At 68.1% G+C, this 17,462-nt stretch carries 12 protein-coding genes; 5 read left to right on the forward strand and 7 right to left on the reverse strand.

The window, feature by feature from the left end; translation table 11 throughout:
* Nucleotides 1-1,396 (forward strand): S8 family serine peptidase (locus tag Q8O26_RS11720; protein ID WP_305575765.1); only part of this gene is annotated, 1,396 nt, incomplete at its 5' end.
* 140 nt (nucleotides 1,397-1,536) lie between these two features.
* Nucleotides 1,537-4,119 (forward strand): EAL domain-containing protein, encoded by a 2,583-nt coding sequence (locus Q8O26_RS11725; protein ID WP_305575767.1) that lies wholly within the window; start codon nucleotides 1,537-1,539, stop codon nucleotides 4,117-4,119.
* Nucleotides 4,120-4,128: 9 nt separating this feature from the next.
* Here the strand turns inward: Q8O26_RS11725 and Q8O26_RS11730 are convergent, their stop codons facing one another.
* The 3 genes from Q8O26_RS11730 to Q8O26_RS11740 all read right to left on the reverse strand — a co-directional run bounded on the left by Q8O26_RS11730 (nucleotide 4,129) and on the right by Q8O26_RS11740 (nucleotide 6,378).
* Nucleotides 4,129-4,746, reverse strand: coding sequence for a PleD family two-component system response regulator (locus Q8O26_RS11730; RefSeq protein WP_305575769.1), 618 nt, complete (start codon nucleotides 4,744-4,746; stop codon nucleotides 4,129-4,131).
* 81 nt (nucleotides 4,747-4,827) lie between these two features.
* On the reverse strand, nucleotides 4,828-6,003 hold the full coding sequence (locus Q8O26_RS11735; RefSeq protein ID WP_305575771.1) for a cupin domain-containing protein: 1,176 nt from the start codon (nucleotides 6,001-6,003) through the stop codon (nucleotides 4,828-4,830).
* 24 nt (nucleotides 6,004-6,027) lie between these two features.
* Nucleotides 6,028-6,378: a hypothetical protein gene (locus Q8O26_RS11740; protein WP_305575773.1), complete on the reverse strand. Its 351-nt coding sequence runs from the start codon at nucleotides 6,376-6,378 to the stop codon at nucleotides 6,028-6,030.
* Between the two features lie 550 nt (nucleotides 6,379-6,928).
* Between Q8O26_RS11740 and typA the strand changes: the two genes are divergently transcribed.
* Complete coding sequence (gene typA, locus Q8O26_RS11745) at nucleotides 6,929-8,752, forward strand: translational GTPase TypA (RefSeq protein ID WP_305575775.1); 1,824 nt, start codon at nucleotides 6,929-6,931, stop codon at nucleotides 8,750-8,752.
* Nucleotides 8,753-8,833: 81 nt separating this feature from the next.
* Here the strand turns inward: typA and Q8O26_RS11750 are convergent, their stop codons facing one another.
* Together Q8O26_RS11750 and Q8O26_RS11755 are read right to left on the reverse strand one after the other, a co-directional pair.
* Nucleotides 8,834-9,643 (reverse strand): crotonase/enoyl-CoA hydratase family protein, encoded by an 810-nt coding sequence (locus tag Q8O26_RS11750; protein ID WP_305575782.1) that lies wholly within the window; start codon nucleotides 9,641-9,643, stop codon nucleotides 8,834-8,836.
* A gap of 132 nt (nucleotides 9,644-9,775) precedes the next feature.
* Complete coding sequence (locus Q8O26_RS11755; RefSeq protein WP_305575777.1) at nucleotides 9,776-11,008, reverse strand: winged helix-turn-helix domain-containing protein; 1,233 nt, start codon at nucleotides 11,006-11,008, stop codon at nucleotides 9,776-9,778.
* A 237-nt stretch (nucleotides 11,009-11,245) separates the two neighbouring features.
* On the opposite strand from Q8O26_RS11755, the gene Q8O26_RS11760 reads away from it, so the two are divergent.
* Nucleotides 11,246-12,196: an aldo/keto reductase gene (locus Q8O26_RS11760; RefSeq protein WP_305575784.1), complete on the forward strand. Its 951-nt coding sequence runs from the start codon at nucleotides 11,246-11,248 to the stop codon at nucleotides 12,194-12,196.
* Nucleotides 12,197-12,439: 243 nt separating this feature from the next.
* Nucleotides 12,440-13,939: a pilus assembly protein TadG-related protein gene (locus Q8O26_RS11765; protein ID WP_305575779.1), complete on the forward strand. Its 1,500-nt coding sequence runs from the start codon at nucleotides 12,440-12,442 to the stop codon at nucleotides 13,937-13,939.
* A gap of 65 nt (nucleotides 13,940-14,004) precedes the next feature.
* Here Q8O26_RS11765 and Q8O26_RS11770 read toward each other — a convergent pair whose 3' ends face one another.
* Nucleotides 14,005-17,220, reverse strand: coding sequence for an autotransporter-associated beta strand repeat-containing protein (locus Q8O26_RS11770; protein WP_305575780.1), 3,216 nt, complete (start codon nucleotides 17,218-17,220; stop codon nucleotides 14,005-14,007).
* 86 nt (nucleotides 17,221-17,306) lie between these two features.
* On the reverse strand, nucleotides 17,307-17,462 hold a 156-nt coding region (locus Q8O26_RS20750), incomplete at its 5' end, for an FG-GAP-like repeat-containing protein (protein ID WP_371134543.1).

Consider the following 17,462-nt stretch of genomic DNA (forward strand, 5'->3'; position numbering starts at 1 on the left):
CGGCGGCGGGTTCGGCGGCGGCGGGGGCGGACGCAACGCGATCCTCGGCGCAGCGGCGGCGGCCATCGCGGTGCCGGCGATCCTGTCGATCATCGAACAGGCCCGCGCCAACGACCGTACCGCCGAGGCGAGCGAGCCGCCGGGCCTGCCCGCCGCGGACGAGCGCCGCTTCGTCGCCGGCGAGGTGCTCTTCATCATGGCCCCCGATGCACCGCGCGACGCCATCCGTCAGGTCGAACGCCGCTTCGGCCTGCGGCTGCTGCAGCGCGAGATTGCGGAGGTGGTCGGCGCCGTCATGCACCGTTACCGGGTGCCGAACCGCCAGACCGTGCCGGCCGCCATCCGTGCCATGCAGCAGGCGGTGGGCTTCGCCTATATCCAGCCGAACTATGTGTTCGAGCGGCCCGAATTCCGCGTCCGCCTGCAATCGGCCAATGCGATGCGCGCCGGCCGCGACCAGCGGCTCCAGTATGTGGTCGACGCGCTGCGCCTGTCGGAGGCGCATCAGATCTCCCGCGGCCAGCGCGTCGCCATCGCAGTGATCGATTCCGGTGTCGACGCCGCCCATCCCGAACTTGCGGGGCGCGTCACGCAGAGCTTCGACGCGGTGGGCGGCGCGTTCCGCGCCCATGAGCATGGCACCGGCATGGCCGGCGCCATCGTGGCACAGCGCCAGCTCCTCGGCGTCTCGCCGGGCGCCGAGATCTTCGCCGTGCGCGCCTTCGCACCGGGTCAGACCCAGGGTTCGACCGGCACCAGCTTCCACATCGTCAAGGCCATGGACTGGGCCATCCGCAACGGCGCCAAGGTCATCAACATGAGCTTCGCCGGCCCGCGCGACCCGATGATCGCCCGCGCCATTCAGGTGGCGGCGGACCGGCGTATCGCCATGATCGCCGCCATGGGCAACGGCGGCCCCGGCGCGCCCATCGCCTTTCCCGCCGCAGACCCGAATGTCATCGCCGTGACGGCGACCGACCGGGACGGGCGGCTGTTCAATGCGGCGACCCAGGGCGAGCATGTGGCCGTCGCCGCGCCGGGCGTCGAGATCATCCTGCCGGCGCCGCGCGGCGGCTATCAGATTTCATCCGGCACCTCGGTTGCCGCGGCCCATGTGAGCGGCATCGCGGCGCTGATCCTGGAACGGCACCCGGACGCCGACCCGGCGACGCTGCGCCGCCTGCTGCAGGCGACCGCCCGCCAGACCGACATTCCCGATCCGAAGCTCGGCGCAGGGCTCGCCGATCCGGTGCGGGCGCTGACCGCCGAACTGCCCCGGCAGGAAGCTCCGCCCGCCATAGCGACGGCGCCGGCGGAACCCTCGCCGCGTGCGGCTGCGCAGCCGGCGCCGGAGGCGCCTGCCGCCCCCGCCCCGGCCAGCCTGACGCCACGCTGAGCGGCAGGGCGCAGACCGCTCTCCCCCGCTGTTGGCGGCGCCGTGTTTACGTCCTGGGCACGATTTGACTCGTACCATCTGTCGAATTCGCGCTCCGATTTGTGATTCGCAAGAGGGCTGCGTTGGGGCGGGACGGGGCCATGGCTACAGCACCGCGCGAGAGCATCTCAGATATCGGCTTTTTCGGGCCGATCATCGAACAGGCCGTCGATGCGGTCGTGGTCATCGACGGATGCAACAACGTCGTCCTGTTCAACGCGGCGGCCGAGCAACTGTGGGGGATCGACCGCAACACGGTCCTCGGCCGGAACGTCCGCAGTCTCATGCCGGCCAACGTCCGCGCCAGGTACGAGGAGCAGATCGAGAGCAACAGGCTCGGCGGTGACACCCGGTTGGTCGGCGCGACCCTGGAGGTCCCCATCGACCGCCCCGACGGGACGCGCAACTGGGGTTCGCTGTCGCTGTCACGGACCCGGATCCGCGAGACCATCTACTACGCCGCCTTCATCAAGGACGTCACCGAGGAAGTGCACCGCCGCGAGGAGCTCTATCTCCTGTCGCTGGTGGCGAACGAGACCGACCGGGCCGTGCTGATCACCGACTGCGAGCGGCGGGCGATCTATGCCAACCGCGCCTTCATGGAGCTGTTCGGCTACGGGCGCGAGGAGCTGATCGGAGCCTATCCCCCGCAATTGCTGGCGGGACGTCACACCAATCCCGAGACGCTGATGGCTCTCGGCAATCTGACGAGCGGCGACCGCGGCGAGGCGATGGAGCTGATCGCCTACCACAAGGACGGCCGCGAAATCTGGGTGGCGGCCACGGTCAATCCGGTCTTCGGAGCGGACGGCAATCTGCGCAACGCCGTCTCCGTGATCTCCAACATCACCGAGACCCGTCAGACCCAGGTGCTGCAGCAGCGCATTCTTGAGTCGGTGGCGCGCGACGACGACCTCGAAGTGGTCGCGAACCTCATCTGCCGCGAGGTGGAGACCATCGCACCGGGCGTCATCTGCTCCGTCCTTCGGGTCGACGACCAGAAGGCCCTGCGGCCGCTCGCATCTCCGAGCCTGCCCGCCTTCTATTCCGAGGCCCTCGACGGCCTCCCGATCGGGCCGTCCGTCGGCTCTTGCGGCACCGCCGCCTGGCGCGGCGAGCCCGTTCTCGTCGAAGACATCGAGACCGATCCGCTCTGGGCACCCTACAAGGAGTTGCCGCTGCCGCTCGGGCTGAAAGCCTGCTGGTCGAGCCCGCTCAAGCTGAAGGACGGCCGCGTCGCCGGGACTTTCGCCTTCTACTACAGTGAAAAACGCGGCCCCAGCGCCTGGCACGAGCGCCTGGTCGAGGCCTGCGTCCATTTGTGCGTTCTGGCCATCGAGCGCCACGAGGCCAAGGCCCATATCGCCCGGCTCGCCTATTTCGACACGCTGACGGGCCTGCCCAACCGCAGCCAGCTCGCGCAGGCCATCGACGAGCGCATCGCCAAGGCACAGGTGGAACCGAGCCCCGGCATGGCTCTCCTCTTTCTCGACGTCGACGGTTTCAAGGACGTCAACGACTCGCTCGGACATTCCGCCGGCGACGCCCTCCTCGTCGAGATCGGCCAGCGCCTGAGGAGCCAGGTGCGGCCGGGCGACATGGTCAGCCGTCTCGGCGGCGACGAGTTCGTGATCGTGCTGGGAGATTGCGCCAGCGAACGCGCGGCTCTGGTCGCCGAGCGGGTGGCGAAGGCGCTGGCGATGCCCGCCGACATCGACGGCGTGGCGCTTTCGGCCTCGGTCAGCATCGGCATCAGTCTCTATCCCAGCGACAGCCTCGACCGCGAGGAGCTTCTCAAGCACGCCGACACGGCCATGTACGAGGCCAAGAATGCCGGTCGCGGCGCCTTCCGCTTCTACAGCCCCGGCATGAACGACCAGATCCACGAGCGCCTCGTGATGGGGAACGCCCTGAAGGAATCGCTCCGTGCCGGTCACCTCCAGCTTCACTATCAGCCGCAGATTCTCGGCGGGAACGGCAAGCTACACGGTGTCGAGGCGCTGGCCCGCTGGAACCATCCGGTGTTCGGCCAGGTGCCGCCGTCGCGGTTCATCGCGCTGGCCGAGGAATGCGGCCTGATCGAAGCGATCGGCGAATGGGCGCTCTGCGAGGCCTGCCGGCAATTGGCGGAATGGCGGGCGCAAGGCCTCGCGATCCCGACCGTCTCGGTCAACCTCTCGCCGCTGCATTTCCGCAATCCCCACCTGCCCGCCCTCGTGGCGGCGGCCCTCGAGGCCTCGGGCCTGTCAGCCGAAGCCCTGACGCTGGAGATCACCGAAGGCGTCATGATGGACAAGTGCGCGGCAACGATCGCCACGGTCGAGGCGGTCGCCGGGCTGGGCGTGCGGCTGTCGCTCGACGATTTCGGCACCGGCTATTCCAGCCTCTCGTCGGTCTCCAGGCTGCCGATCGCGGAAATCAAGCTCGACCAGAGCTTCGTGCGCGACCTGCAGACCGACAAGAACGCCCGGGCGGTAGCCTCCGCCGTCATCCGCATCGGCCAGAGCCTCGGGCTGACGGTCGTCGCCGAAGGCGTCGAGACCGAGCCGCAGCGACGCTTCCTGCAGGGATTGAACTGCCAGGCGATGCAGGGCTACCTCTTCTCGCCGGCACTGGCGCCGGCGGCGCTCGTCGCCTGGCTGACACCGCGCGACGAACTGGCCGCCGCCACCGAAGTCGCCTGACGGCGGGCGTCACAACTCGACGATGTCCTTGCTCGGCCGGATATAGGACTGGCAAAGGCAGTTGACGCCGAGCGGGCAATGCGCCTGATCGGCGCGCGCGTGATGGACGCCGCAGATCATGCTGGCGAAGGACTCCTCGCCGACCTTGCCGAGCACTTCGCGGCGGACGGTCTTGGCGCGCGGCACGGGACCGAAATAGACGCGCGTGCGGACGAAGGGGCGCGGCATCGCCAGGACCGATTCCGCCCGGGAACGCAACGTCTTCGTGCTGAACGGCCGCGCGACATATTCGTGCACGCCGGCCGTGACCGCGCCGAGAACGGAAGCGCGGGTGGGATAGCCGGAGATCATGATGATCGGGGTGAACTCGAGCCCGCCATCGGCGCGGCGCAGCATCTGGGTGACCTCAACGCCGTCCAGACCGCTCAGGTTCATGCCGAGGACGATCAGGCTCGGGCGCAGCTGTTCGGCCGATTCCACGGCATCGAAACCGGTCCGGCATTCGGTCACCCGGCCGAGGCCCGTCAGCACCGAGCGGATGATCCGGCGTGAAAACGATTGCTCGTCCGCGACCAGGATAGTCGTACTGGCCGGTTGGTGCAGATTGAGGGGGTTACTCTTCGCCACGCGACTTGACCTTGGGTCATGCAACCTGACTTTCATGCCACGGTCGTGCTTAAGGAAGCGCTAAGCCGGTGCGCCGGGCTTTCAGGCCCGTTCCAGCAAACCCAGCGTCAGAAGACGCGCGCAGAAGGCGAGCGCCGCTTCGCCGCCGAGTTCGCGGGGCGTCGCGCCTTCGCCGAGGCGTGCGATCCAGCCGAGCTCGTCGGCGCCCAGCCGCTCGGCCGGGCCGGCCCAGCGCAGTTCGGCACCAGCGCCGACCGGGACCACGTAGTGATGGACCGAATCGGCGAGGATGAGCCTGTCGTCGAGCCCCGGCTTCGGTGCGACAAGGCCGCGACCCGGCATCACCATGCGGTCGGACCCGAGTTGCTGGAGGAAGCGCATGGAGACGAGGTCCATAGCCTCGCCGGTGGCCAGCGCCTCCAGCCGCCCGCGCGCTGCGGCGACCAGCCCGGCGCGGGCCGCATCATCGGCCATGCGCCAGGTGCGGAAGGACTGCCGAAGCGCGGGCTGCTGCTGTTCCATCTGGTCGATGGCCGCCTTCAGCGCATCGGCCCAGCTCGGCTCGAGGAGGCCGACCGTGATGTGGAGGGAGGGCTCGCTGCCCTCCTGCACCGAGGCGTCGTGGGCGACACCGCGCGGCACATAGAGCATGTCGCCCGGCTCCAGCAGCACGTCGCGGGCGCCCGCAGGGTCCGCCCGATGCACGGCCCCGTCCCATGGCGTGTTGCGCGTCGCATGGGGCAGCAGCACGTCGTCCCAGACCCGCCATCTCTTCGCACCCGAGACCTGGAGGACCAGCACGTCGTGGGTGTCGAAATGGGTGCGGAAGCCCTGGGCGCCGGGCGGCGTCAGATAGATGTTGGCCTGCACCGCATGCAGGAACAGCTTTTCGAGGCCGCGACAGAAGCGGGCGAGCGGCGGATGCATGTCGTGGAACTGCGAGACGACGAGCGTCGCCCCGGCATCGAAGAGCTGGAAGAGGTGGACGGGATCGACGCGTCCGTCCTCGTCGGCGAAGAGGTCCTCCGGGACGGCGGCGCTGCCGCTGCGCGAACTGTCGGCCATGGCGACACGCGGCGTCCGGGCCGCATCGGTGCGCAGGAAGGCATCGATGTCGGCGACCGACAGCAGGCCGGCGTAGCGACCGGCATTGCCGCCCGGCATGTGCCGCGGTTTCGCCCCCTCACGCAGGGCGAAGGCTTCGGAAACGGTCATCGTCCCGAAGGCCAGCTCGAATGCGTCCGCTGCAAGCGTCACGGTGCCGACGCCCCCGCGCCCGGCCTACCAGCCGCGCCCGCCGCCGCGGGGATCGCGCGGATCGTTGTCGGTGACGCGCACGCGACGACGGATGACACGCGTGCGGCGGCCCCGGCCCGGATCGTCGTAGGGATCGCTGTCGGTGCCACGACGACGGACGAAGCGGCCGCGACCCCGCCCCTCGCGGTCATGGGGATCGCTGTCGGTGACGCGCAGTCGCTGCGCTTCGGCCGGCTGAGAGGTGGCGACGGCGGCGGGAACGACGAGCGTCGCCGCGCCGGCGAGCGTCTTGAAGAAGAAGAGGCGGCGATCGAGCACCTTCGGCTCTTCGTCGGCACCGTCCACGGGGGATGGAACGCGGCTTTCCTCGGTCATGGGTCGAAACTCCCCCTGTCGGGCCGGCCTGGCAAAGGCCGGACACGAAAAGGCTAGCCGCAATTTACCGAACCGTCGTGCGTGATTTGACGTAGGCGTGACAGCGTCGCGGGGGGATCTGCGCCGGGCAGGCGCGAGTGGAAGGGAGGAGACCACGCTCAAGGGGTCGCAGATTGCGGTCCCCTCCCGTCCGAGCCATTGAACCGGCGACGCAATACCTGATGCCGGGTCATCTCCATCCTTGCAGGGGCGGTGCCAAGGCGTTCCATGGCCGCGCGCCACCACATATAGACCCAAGACAGACCCTCCGGCACGACATCTGGTCGGCAGGCCCCTGCAGCACCCCACCGGTCTCGCCAAATGGGCCATGCAATCCGCGAGAGCCTCCCAAATTGCGAGAGACGGTACGTCGGCGGCCGCCGCGGTTGGTACCCGGTTTCCGTTGCACCGCAGGGCCGTCTCCTATAGATGCACCGCAACAGAGTTCACGCGGGCCGCCTTTCCGACGACGCCCGCTTTTTCGTATTCGCCCGACCCGGACGCCCCTGCCATGTCTATGCGCAACATCGCCATCATCGCCCACGTCGACCACGGCAAGACCACGCTGGTCGACAAGCTGCTGCAGCAGTCCGGGTCGTTCCGCGACAACCAGCGGGTCGCCGAGCGGGTCATGGACTCGAACGACCTCGAGAAGGAGCGCGGCATCACCATCCTCGCCAAGGCGACCTCGGTCGTCTGGAAGGACACGCGCATCAACATCGTCGACACGCCGGGCCACGCCGATTTCGGTGGCGAGGTCGAGCGCATCCTCTCCATGGTGGACGGCGCCATCGTTCTGGTCGACGCCGCCGAGGGGCCGATGCCGCAGACCAAGTTCGTGGTCGGCAAGGCGCTGAAGATCGGCCTCAGGCCGATCGTCGCCATCAACAAGATCGACCGCCCGGACGCCCGCCACGTCGAGGTCATCAACGAGGTCTTCGACCTCTTCGCGGCGCTGGACGCCAGCGACGAGCAGCTCGACTTCCCGATCCTCTACGGGTCGGGCCGCGAAGGCTGGATGGCCGAAAAGCCGGAAGGCCCGACGGACCAGGGCCTCGCGCCCCTCTTCGACGTCGTGCTGCGTCATGTGCCCGAGCCCGATATCGGCGACGGCCCGTTCCGCATGCTCGGAACGCTCCTCGAGGCCAATCCCTTCCTCGGCCGCATGATCACCGGACGCATTTCCTCGGGCACGGTGAGGCCGAACCAGTCGATCAAGGTTCTCTCCCGCGACGGCACGGTGGTCGAGACCGGTCGCGTGTCCAAGATCCTCGCGTTCCGCGGTATCGAGCGTCAGCCGATCGAAGAGGGCATCGCCGGCGACATCGTCGCCATTGCCGGTCTGTCGAAGGGCTCCGTCGCCGATACGTTCTGCGATCCCGTCGTCGACACCCCGATCCAGGCCCAGCCGATCGACCCGCCGACCGTCATGATGGGCTTCATCGTCAACGACAGCCCGCTCGCCGGCACCGAGGGCGACAAGGTCACCAGCCGCATGATCCGCGACCGCCTGTTCAAGGAGGCCGAGGGCAACGTCACGCTGAAGATCGAGGAAAGCCCGGACAAGGATACGTTCTTCGTGTCCGGCCGCGGCGAGTTGCAGCTCGCCATCCTGATCGAGACCATGCGCCGCGAAGGCTTCGAGCTCGCCGTGTCGCGTCCGCGCGTCGTCTTCCAGAAGGGCGAGAACGGCGAGACGCTGGAGCCGGTCGAGGAGGTTCTCATCGACGTCGACGAGGAGCATTCCGGCGTCGTCGTGCAGAAGATGAGCGAGCGCCGCGCCGAAATGGTCGAGATGAAGCCGTCGGGCGGCAACCGCCTGCGCCTCGTCTTCCACGCCCCGACCCGCGGCCTCATCGGCTACCAGTCGGAGCTGCTCACCGACACGCGCGGCACGGCCATCATGAACCGCCTGTTCAAGGCCTATGAGCCCCACAAGGGCGAGATTCCGAGCCGGACCAACGGCGTGCTGATCTCCAACGATATTGGCGAGGCCGTCGCCTATGCGATGTGGAACCTCGAGGATCGTGGCCCGATGATCATCGACCCCGGCGTCAAGATCTACCGCGGCATGATCATCGGCATCCACAACCGCGACAACGACCTCGAAGTGAACGTGCTGAAGGGCAAGAAGCTCACCAATATCCGCACAACCTCCAAAGACGAAGCGGTGCGCCTCACCCCGCCGATCCGCATGACGCTGGAAAAGGCTCTCGCCTGGATCCAGGACGACGAACTGGTCGAAGTGACGCCGAAGTCGATCCGCGTGCGCAAGACCCATCTCGACCCGAACGAGCGCAAGCGCGCCGAGAAGTCGAAAGAAGCGGTGGCGTAACAGCCGCCGCATCGCCCGGATGCGGCTTTTGGCGCGGCGGGGTCGCTTCAGTCGACGGCGGGGTTCCCGCCGTCACGCAGGTCATGCGACCGGGCTGTCCGAAAAGCGCGGCGGACGCTTTTCCATATTGGCAGCCACGGCCTCGACCTGATTGGCGCTGCCGAGAATGGCCTGCTGCGCCACCGATTCCATCAGCAGCCCCTCGGCGGGGCCGACGAGCGTCGCGGCATTGAGCAGCCGCTTGGCGGCACGGATGGCGTCGGGGTTCTTCGCCGCGATCTCCTGCGCCGCGGCGAGCGCCGCAGCCCGCGGATCGGCCTCGATCCGGGTGACGAGGCCGAGGCGGCAAGCCTCCTCACCGGTCACGACCCGGCCGGTATAGGTGAGGTCACGGACGACGTCGTCGCGGCAGAGGTGGCGCAGCAGCTGCGTGCCGGCGAGGTCGGGGACGAGGCCCCACCTGATTTCCATCACCGAGAGCTTCGCGTCGGCGGTGGCAAACCTCAGGTCGGCGCCGAGCGCCACCTGCAGGCCGCCGCCATAGGCGACGCCGTGGAGGGCGCAGATGACCGGAACGGGAAGCTCGCGCCAGCACCAGGCCGCATATTGCGGCCGGTTGGCGATACCGTGGGTGCGGCCGGTGAGATCGGAGAGCGCCGCATCGCCGCCCGCCTGCATGGCCTCGAACGAGGCGAAGTCGAGGCCGGCGCAGAAGGCGCGCCCTTCGCCGGAGAGTACGGCCGCCCGGACGCCGCCGGTATCACAAACGAGGGCCGCCGCCTCGATCAGCGCGTCGAACATGGCGTGGTCGAGCGCGTTCATCTTGTCGGGACGGTCGAGGCGGATGTCGGCGACGCCGCCCTCCACGGTGACGGTGATGCGGTCGCGGATGCGGGTGGTGGTCATGGCGCGGCTCCTCGGCCCATTGTCGGGGAAGCGGGAGGCGGGTTGAAGCCGGCCGTTCGGGCGGGTCGACAGTCTTCCGGCGGACAACGGGCGGATTGCGCTGTCCCGATGCAGGCCTCAGCCTTTCAGGGCCGCTCCCAGCATCGGCGCCAGATCGCCGCGCGGCTCGACGCCGACGCTCTCCAGCCCCAGCCAGCGCGCCATGAGGGCGAGCTCAGCCGCCAGAGGTGCGACGACGTCGCCGGCCGCGGCGCCCTGTTCGAGATGGGCGGCCTGGACGACGAGGCGGCAGCGGCCACGATCGGCCTTGAGGTCCACCCTTGCGACCAGCGTGTCGCCCAGCAGGAACGGCAGGACGTAGTAGCCGTGGGCGCGCTTGTCGGCGGGCGTGTAGATTTCGAGGCGGATCCGGGCGCCGAACAGGGCCTCGGTGCGCTCGCGCTGCCAGATCAGCGGATCGAAGGGGGCGAGCAGGGCGCGGGCCTCGACACGGCGCGGGATGCGGGCGTCCCTGGCCAGATAGGCGGGGCGGCGGAAGCCGGCGAGGGTGACGGGAACGAGGTCGCCGCTGTCGACGAGCTCGGCCACCGCCTGCCGGGTGTCGGCGACGCCGAGGCGGTAATAGTCGCGCAGGCATCGCTCGGTGGCGATGCCGAGGGCGACGGAGGAAAGCCGGACGAGTTCGCGCCGGGCGTCGGCCTCGGCCGGTGTCGGCGCCTCCAGCACCGCACGCGGCAGGACCCGTTCGGTCAGGTCGTAGATGCGCTCGAAGGCGCCGCGGCGGGTCGCGGTGGTGACGATGCCGGCCCAGAACAGCCACTCGACGGCGCGCTTGCCCTCCGACCAGCCCCACCAGCCGCCCTCCCCGCGGTGGTCGTGGGAGAGGTCTCCCGCCGCCTTCGGTCCCTCGGTCTCGATCTCGCGGCGCACCGCCTCGACGAGGACGGCGCGCTCCCGGCCGAAGGTGGCGAGCCCGGTATAGATGCCCTCGCCGCGCCGGGCTCGCTCCATTCGCCAGCGAAAGAGCGGCTGGAGCGCCACCGGCAGGTAGGAGGCCTCGTGGCCCCAGTATTCGAACAGCGAACGACGGCGGCCGGCATAGGCGAGCGCGTCGAGATCGGCCGTGTCGTAGGGACCGAGGCGGGAGAAGCCCGGCAGGGTGTGGGCACGGGCGACCACATTGACCGAATCGATCTGGATCACGCCGAGGCTCTCGGCCATGCGCTTCAGGTGGCGGCGCTCGCCGGCATGGGCCTCGCGGCGGGAGAGGCCTGCGAGGTCGAAGCCCTGCGCGGCGACGGCGATGCGGCGGGCCTGTTGCAGGGAGAGCGTGTCGGAGCGGCGGGGCATGGGGATCACCGTAGGGGCCGGACCGGGCATAGACCGGGGATAATCCGCCGGCCACCCGAAAGCTGGCAGTATTTTTTCAAGGCCGCAAAGCCCGGCGAAGGCTGATCCGGGCCGCCTGCGGGGCTGCCATGCTGACAGGATCCGGTGGCCGGCTTGTCCCCGAACGGCGGAGGGAGGTTAATCTCGCCGCCTGTCGTCGAACACCGTGAGGAGCCTGCCATGACCCGGAGCCAGACCCTGACCAGACGCCCTCTCGGCCGCACGGGCCTGTCCATCGCCCCGCTCGTCTTCGGCGGCAACGTCTTCGGCTGGACCGCCGACGAGGCGACCTCCTTCGCCCTGCTCGACCGCTTCGTCGATGCCGGCTTCGACGCCATCGACACGGCCGACGTCTATTCTTCCTGGGCGCCCGGCCATGTGGGCGGCGAGAGCGAGACCATCATCGGCAAATGGATGAAGGCCCGCGGCACCCGCGGCAGGATCACGCTGATCACCAAGGTCGGCTCGCCCATGGGCGAGGGCATGGAGGGTCTGTCCGCGCGCTACATCGCCGAGGCGGTGGAGGCCTCGCTCAGGCGGCTGCAGACCGATGTGATCGACCTCTACCTGTCGCATTTCCCCGATCCGAAGACGCCCTACGAGGAGACGCTGGGCGCCTTCGAGAGGCTGGTGAAGGCCGGCAAGGTCAGGGCCATCGGCTGCTCCAACCTCGATGCCGAGCAGTTGGCGGCCTCGCTCGCCGCGGCCAGAGCCCATGGCCTGCCGCGTTACGAGGTGCTGCAGCCCCTCTACAACCTGCACGACCGCGCCGCCTTCGAGGGGCCGCTGGCCGATCTGTGCAGCGCCGAGACGATCGGCGTCATCACCTATTTCTCGCTGGCCAAGGGGTTCCTGTCGGGCAAGTACCGGTCGGAGGCCGATCTGGGGAAGAGCCCGCGCGGCGAGCGCAGCGTCAGGCCCTATCTCACCGAACGCGGCTTCCGCATCCTGAAGGTCCTGGACGACGTCGCCGGGGCCCTGGGCGCCAGGCCGGCGGAGGTGGCCGTCGCCTGGCTGATGCGCAAGCCGGCGGTGACGGCGCCGATCGCCAGCGCGACGAGGCCCGAGCAACTGGAGAGCCTCATCCGCGCGGCGTCCCTGGCGCTGGGGGCAGAGGACATGGCGCGGCTGGACGCGGCCGGCGCCTGATTGGCGGATGACCTCCAGGCCTCCGTCGACGTGGCCGCAGTGGACGTCAGCCGTAGGGTGACGGCCCTCTGCCGGCACGACAGGCGTGCAAGGATTCCCCTAGTCTCGGAACCACGGCCCGAGTTCACCGGGTTTTCGTTTACCACCGCAACTGTTCATGTCGTTCCAATGTTTCCTTTAGGGGATTGTTCAAGGCCATTCTGTAGTGATGGGGCTCCATAGAGGAACCGCCGCGAGATCCCCATGACCGTCCACACCCTGCGCAATCACCTGGCAGCCTTCTTCGGCCGCGCGGGCCATGACACATCCGGCGTGGTCGCGGTGCTCTTCGCCATCTGCATCGTGCCGGTCATGATCGTCATCGGCGCGGGCATCGATTTCTCGCGACTCTCTTCGGCCCGCACTGCGGCCCAGGCGGCCGCCGACGCCGCGGCTCTGGCAGCCGCTTCATCGAGGCTGGACGCTGAAGCCGGCCTGAGGCTGCTGGCGGACGCACAGGCGAACGCGAACCTGCGCGGGGGCAATGCGGACGGCTCGCGGATCACCGAATTCCGCTATCTGGCGGACCAGCGCGAAGTGACCCTGAAGATCACCGGCACGATCGACACGACCTTCATGGCCCTCGCCGGCATCAGCCGTCTCGACTACCAGGCCGAGGCGAAAGCCATTCGCGGCCTCAACGGCACGACCGAACTCGTGCTCGTGCTGGACAACACCTGGTCGATGTCCGGCAACAAGCTCACGGCTTTGAAGACAGCGGCCGAGAACCTTGTCGTCCAGCTGCGCCAGGACCCGAATGCCGATGTGAAGATCGGCGTCGTGCCCTATGCCGACTATGTCAATGTCGGCGTGAACAACCGCAATTCCGGCTGGGTCGACGTGCCGGCGGACTACAGCACCACGACCCCGCGCACCTGCACCACCCATACCACCCGCCAGACCTGCACCCCGCGCACCTGCACCCGCGGAGCCCCGCGGACCTGCACCCGTGTCGTCGATGGCGTGACCGAGAGCTATGACTGCACGCCTCAGACCTGCACGACCCCGACCTGCACGACGCAGACCGTGCCCCCCTATGAGACCTGCTCTGGTGGCAACACGACGTGGTTCCGCTGGTACGGCTGCGTCGGCTCGCGCCGCACGGCGAACCTGCGCCTCAACGACACCACGCCCTCCGAGCGCTATCCGGGCTATCTCGCCACCAGCCAGAACTGCCTCAACCCGATCGTGCCGCTCACCTCGAACCAGTCCACCGTGACCTCGGCGATCCGCGGCATGGTGGTGAACATCGGCGGTTACCGGCCCTCCACCTATATCCCGGCGGGGCTCATCTGGGGCGTCAACGTCCTCTCGCCCACCGCCCCCTTCTCCGAGGGCGCCGCCTATGACCCGACCAACCGCCGCCCGCGCAAGGTCATGGTGCTGATGACGGATGGCGAGAACACGCTGCGCTTCCAGGCTTCCGACGGCCGGCACCTCACCCCCAACGGCAACGCCACGGCACAGGCGGCGCAGCTGAAACAGACCTACGACGACATGAACGACATCTGCACCTATGCCAAGTCGCAGAAGATCGAGATCTTCACCGTCGCCTTCGACATCACCGCCGCTACGGCGATCACCGCCATGCGCAACTGCGCCTCGTCACCGGCGCACTATTTCGACGCCCGCGATAGTCAGGGCCTCAACGACGCCTTCAAGGCGATCGCCCTGTCGCTGCAGAACGTGCGCATCACCCGCTGAGGCGAACCGGATGGTGCGGCGGCGTGCGGGGGCGCCTTGTAGGTAGGGGAGTGACGTCCGCCCGGTCACGCCACCGCCAGCCATTGCGTACCGAGCGCGCCTGAGACCGTGCCGAAGCCGCCGAAGGTGCCGTTGTTCATGTCGGCGAAGTAGGTCGTGCCGTCGGCGAGGTTCTGGACGATGACGTCACGATAGCCGTCATTGTCGACATCGGCCGAGCCGCGGACATCCCATCCCGCGAGGCCGTTGGCGATGACGTTGAACCCGGCATTGGTGCCGCCGAGCATGTCGACCCACCAGATGTCGGACGTGCTGGTGTTGCGGAAGACGACGTCGGCATAGCCGTCGCCGTTGAGATCGGCGGCCTCGCGCGCCACCCATTGCGCGCCGATGGCTCCGGAGACCGTGCCCCACTGGCCGTTGGCGATGTCGCGGTAATAGGTCGTGCCACTGCCGATGTCCTGCACCAGAACGTCGGAGGCGCCGTCGCGGTTGAAGTCGCCGAGGCCTATGGTGCGCCAGCCGATGCCGAGACTGGTCCCGAGGACCCAGCCGCCGAAGGTGCCGCCGGCCTCCATGTCGGCAATATAGTTGATGCCGGTGGTATTGTCGCGCACCAGCACGTCGGTCGTGCCGTCGCGGGTGACGTCGCCGGAGGCGATTGCTCGGTAGGAGGCCGTGAGATTGACGTTCACGACGCCCCAGACCGGCGCGCCGGAGGCGATGTTCACCGTGTAGATCGACCCGGTATTGGTGTCCTGGATGAGCGTGTCGGCGCGCCCGTCACCGGTGAAGTCGTCGCTGCCGACGAGCCGCCATCCCGCGGGGAGCGTCGACAGCAGATTGGTAAAGCCGCCGGCCGCTCCGGCATTCATGTTGACATAGGCGACCTGACCGGTGGCGCTGTTCTGGAACAGCACGTCATCGAAGAACGAACCGTCCATGTTGGACACGAGGTTCTGCTGGATGCCGGCAAGGCCAAAGGCCTGGGCGCCATTGTTGAAGCCGAGAACCTCGATACTGACCAGCGTGTCCACCCCGTCCGTGCCGGATGCCGCCGACACCTGCGTGAAGGTCTGCCCGTTCGAGACGAAGGAGCGGACGAAATAATTGGCCCGGGCGCCCGAGAACAGCGCCGTGTCCGCGCCGCTGCCGCCGTCGATCCCGTCACTGTCGGCGCCGCCGGTGATGATGTCATTGCCGCCGCCGCCGAGGATCGTGTCATTGCCGGCGCCGGCGGTGATGCTGTCGGCCCGCGTGGAGCCGAAGATGGTGTTGGCCAGCCCGTTGCCGGTGATGGCGATCGTGTCGGTGCCATCGGTCCAGGTGGTGAAGGCGAGCCCCGCCAGCGAGACGCCGGTCGCGGCGGCGTCCATCGTGACAGTGAGCGCATTGGCCCCGGCGCCGCCATTGATCGTGCCGGTGCCAAAGTCGCCGTTGGCATGGGTGACGAGCAGCGACTTGCTGCCGAGGTTGATCGTGCCGGCGCCCAGAAAACTGATATCCCTGATCGAGGCGACCCCGCCGCTGATGGCGCTGATGTCGAAGATCGCGCCGGGCGCCATCAGCCGCAGTTCGAACGAATTGGCAATGGAACCGGCCCCTGCCAGCGCCAGCGTGCCGTTGTTGATTCTGGTGATGGCATTATAGGTGTTCACGCCGGACAGCGTGAATGTGCCGGTGCCGGTTTTTTCAAAACCGCCGCCAAACGATTCGATCACACCGGAAAAGGTCGTGCTCGTGTTGTCTGCGCCGGTCGTGAGGCTAGCGTTGCTGGCTACGAGAACGCGCCCACTCCCGGCGAGCGAGCCGATCGTTTCAGCCTCCAGGTGTCGAAGCATGCCCGCTGCATTGACAATAACCGCGCTGGTATCGGCGATGGCATTGCCATTTCGGAGAAAAAGGTCACCGTCATTGACGGTCGTGGTGCCGGTGTAGGTGTTGACGCCGCCGAGAATGACCGTTCCGGTGCCATCCTTGGTGAGCGTGCCTGAACCGGTGGTGATGGCGGAATTCACCGCGATAGTGCTATTGATACCGGCGCCAAGGATGAGGTTCTGGTTTGTGCCGGTGATGCCGCCGTTCAAGCTCAGCGTGAAGGTATCCGAATTGATTCGCGTCTCGGAGCCGAGCGTGATGCCGCCGGTCCAGGTGTGAGTGCCGCTGAGGTTGCGCAGCGCGCCGCCATTGCTGATGCCCGTGCCATTCAGCGTCAGCGCTTCTCCGATGGGGTCGGCGATACTGCTCGCGATCAATTGCAGCGCCGCGCCGCCCGTGACCGTGGTGCCGCCAGCGGTGGTGCCGAGCGCGCTGTCTTCCTCAATCTGCAGCACGCCGACGCTGACGGTCGTGGTGCCGCTGTAGGTGTTGCCAGTGTGGAGAACGAGCGTGCCGGTGCCGATCTTGGTCAGGTTGCCAATGCCGCCCGTTTCGGAGATTGTCCCACCGAAGTCTGTCGTTGCATTGTTGCCGCCGGTCGTCAGCGTGCTGTTGTTGGCCAGCAGGACAGAGCCGGGGCCGGCCAGCGAGCCGATTGTCTCAGAGGCGGTGACAACCAACCGGCCACCCGAAAACACCGTCACCGCGCTGCTGTTGCCAATCGCATTGCCATTCTGGACTTCCAGCGTGCCGGCGCTGATCGTCGTTGCGCCGGAATAGGTGTTGGCGCCCGTGAGCGTGATGGTCGTGGCCGGGCCCTTCTGCTCGACGGAACCGGCCCCGCTGATCACCTGGGAGAGAAACAGCGCATTGGTGGTGTTGAACGTCAGCTTGCCGCTCGCTGCGCTCAGGTTGACCGCGCCTGTGACCGTGCCGCTGGCCTCCGCCGCCCCGGCCCCGCCGACGATGAGATTGCCCGCGACATTGTAGCTGTTGGCAGACACCGATCCGCCATTGCGCGCGACGAGGCTGCTGCCATTGAAGATTTCGAAAACGCCACCGACGGTCAGTCCGCCGCCGGCGCCGACATCAACTGTCTTGTTGATGAACACCGAGACCAGCGACGCCGTCAGCCCGGTCGTGTCGACCGTGACATTGCCCGCGCTGATGGCGGCGCCTTCCGTGGGGCTCGGCAGGATGCCGCCGGACCAGTTGCCGGCGTTGGACCAATTGCTGTTGATCGCTCCTGTCCAGGTCGCCATGGTGATGTGTCCCGTGCCCTGTCCGCCATTAACCCAAGGGAAACCATAGACACATTCCCAGGGCTGCGCAGCAGCAAACGTGATGATGCGTTGCGGCATCGCGACCCGGCGCAGGTGGCGATGCCGGCTGTCGGTCGGCACGCGGCCATGGCCGGGACCTGCGGCGGTGGGCGGCCTGTTGCCGGCGCGCGGCGCCGGTCTGCGGGCCCATCAGTTCCGGTGTGGCCTCACGCCACGGCGACCCACTGGGTGCCGAGCGCGCCGCTCACCGTGCCCCATCCGGCGAAGGCGCCGTTGTTCATGTCAGCGTAGTAGGTGGTTCCGTTCGCCGTATTCTGGACGATGACGTCGCGATAGCCGTCATTGTCGACATCGGCCGAGCC

It is taken from the genome of Phreatobacter sp., assembly GCF_030691135.1.
In the GTDB taxonomy this organism is placed as follows: Bacteria; Pseudomonadota; Alphaproteobacteria; order Rhizobiales; family Phreatobacteraceae; genus Phreatobacter.